Annotated in this window: 2 protein-coding genes and 1 pseudogene; all 3 read left to right on the plus strand. The window is 62.8% G+C overall.

Annotation, left to right across the window (positions count from 1 at the left end):
* Positions 1–536 (plus strand): anti-sigma factor (locus EN906_RS33050; RefSeq protein ID WP_164777566.1); only part of this gene is annotated, 536 nt, incomplete at its 5' end.
* Between the two features lie 23 nt (positions 537–559).
* Positions 560–1276 carry a Bax inhibitor-1/YccA family protein gene (locus EN906_RS33055; RefSeq protein WP_127271130.1) on the plus strand — a complete coding sequence of 239 codons (717 nt, stop codon included), beginning with the start codon at positions 560–562 and terminating at the stop codon, positions 1274–1276.
* 204 nt (positions 1277–1480) lie between these two features.
* Positions 1481–1751 (plus strand): annotated as a pseudogene (locus tag EN906_RS33060) (aldose 1-epimerase family protein); the annotation flags it as partial.

Raw genomic sequence — 1751 nt, forward strand, 5'->3', positions numbered from 1 at the left:
ACATCGGCCCGATGATGCCGTTTGCCAGCCAGCCGGCGGCGGTAGCCGGCTTCGTCGCCGCCGGCTGGCTGGCAAACGGCATCATCGGGCCGATGTCGGTGACCAAGGTCGTCGCCTCGCCGCAGCCGCCCGCCTATGTCGATGAGGCGGTGCAGGCCCACAGGACGACGCTGGTGCGCGAGAGCATGCCATCGCAGGCGGAAACGCCCAATTACAACGCCGGCGAAATCCGCGCCGCCACTGCCATCGTCATGCCGTCGCTGCCGACGGATTGGAGGGTGCGCGACGTGCAGATCTATCCGTCGCGCTTTGGGCCGAGCGTCGAGATGGCGGTCGAGACGAAAGACATGGGGCTGGTGTCGCTGTTTGCGATCCGGCCCGGAACCTTCGACGTCGTCAAGCCGGCGATAGCGCCCTCGGGCGACATTTCGTCGGCCTATTTCCAGATCGGCGATGTCGCCTATGCGGTGGTCGGACGAAGCGAGGTCCACGACCTCGACCGCGCCGCCGAGACGCTTGCCAAGACGCTTTACTGATCGATCCACAAAGGAGAACGCAAATGAACACCCCCAATCTGGGATATCGCGTCGGCGCCGGCGCCCAAACCGGAGCCATCTTCGACGAGGGCCTGCGCCAGCATATGCTGCGCGTCTACAACTACATGGGCGTCGGCCTGGTGGTCACCGGCCTCGTCGCCTTCATGATCTCATCGACGCCGGCGCTCTACGTGCCGATCTTCTCCAGCCCGCTGAAATGGGTGGTGATGCTGGCACCGCTCGCCTTCGTCTTGCTGTTCTCGTTCAAAATGCAGACCATGTCGGCGGCGAGTGCCCAGGCGATGTTCTGGGCCTTCTGCGCGGTCATGGGCCTGTCGCTCGCCTCTGTGTTCCTGGTCTTCACCGGAACCAGCATCGCGCGCACCTTCTTCATCGCCGCCACCATGTTCGGCGCCACCAGTCTCTACGGCTACACGACAAAGCGCGACCTGACCCAGTTCTCGTCATTCCTGATCATGGGCCTGATCGGCGTGGTGATCGCCAGCATCGTCAACATCTTCCTCGGCTCGACCGCGCTGCAGTTCGCCATCTCGGTGATCGGCATCGCCGTGTTCATCGGCCTGACCGCCTGGGATACGCAGACGATCAAAGAACAGTATGCCGAGAATTTCGACGCGGAATCGCGCCAGAAACTTGCCGTCTTCGGCGCCTTCTCGCTCTATCTGAACTTCATCAACATCTTCCAGCTGCTGCTGAACTTCACCGGCGAACGCGAGTAATCCGGACCGTAGCAGGCAACATTTCGCAACTTACCGTGGCCGGAGGGAAACCTCCGGCCACGGTTTTTTATTTGAGGCAGCATTTGCCATGTGCGGTGGATCGTTCATCGCGGCTGACTGAGACGCGATGTAAATCTGCCGCTCTTGAGTTCGCACGTCCCCTTTTGCTAGCCTGCCGGCCACGCCAGATAGCCGCGAGGACGCATGGAACAGGACAGCCTGACGCTTCACGGTGACGGCATCTCGGCGACTGTTGTCGGGCAGGGCGCCGAACTTGTCTCCCTACGCGATGCCGACGGCACAGAGTTTCTGTGGCAGGCCGGTCCGGAATGGCGGCGTCACTCGCCGGTGCTGTTTCCAATCGTCGGCCGGCTGAAGGGCGACCAACTGCGCCATCGCGGCCAGACCTATCCGATGACCCAGCACGGCTTCGCGCGCGACAAGCCGTTCGCCTGGGCGCAGAGGGGACCACGAT

The sequence above is a fragment of the Mesorhizobium sp. M7A.F.Ca.CA.004.06.1.1 genome (genome assembly GCF_003999135.1).
Taxonomy (GTDB): Bacteria; Pseudomonadota; Alphaproteobacteria; order Rhizobiales; family Rhizobiaceae; genus Mesorhizobium.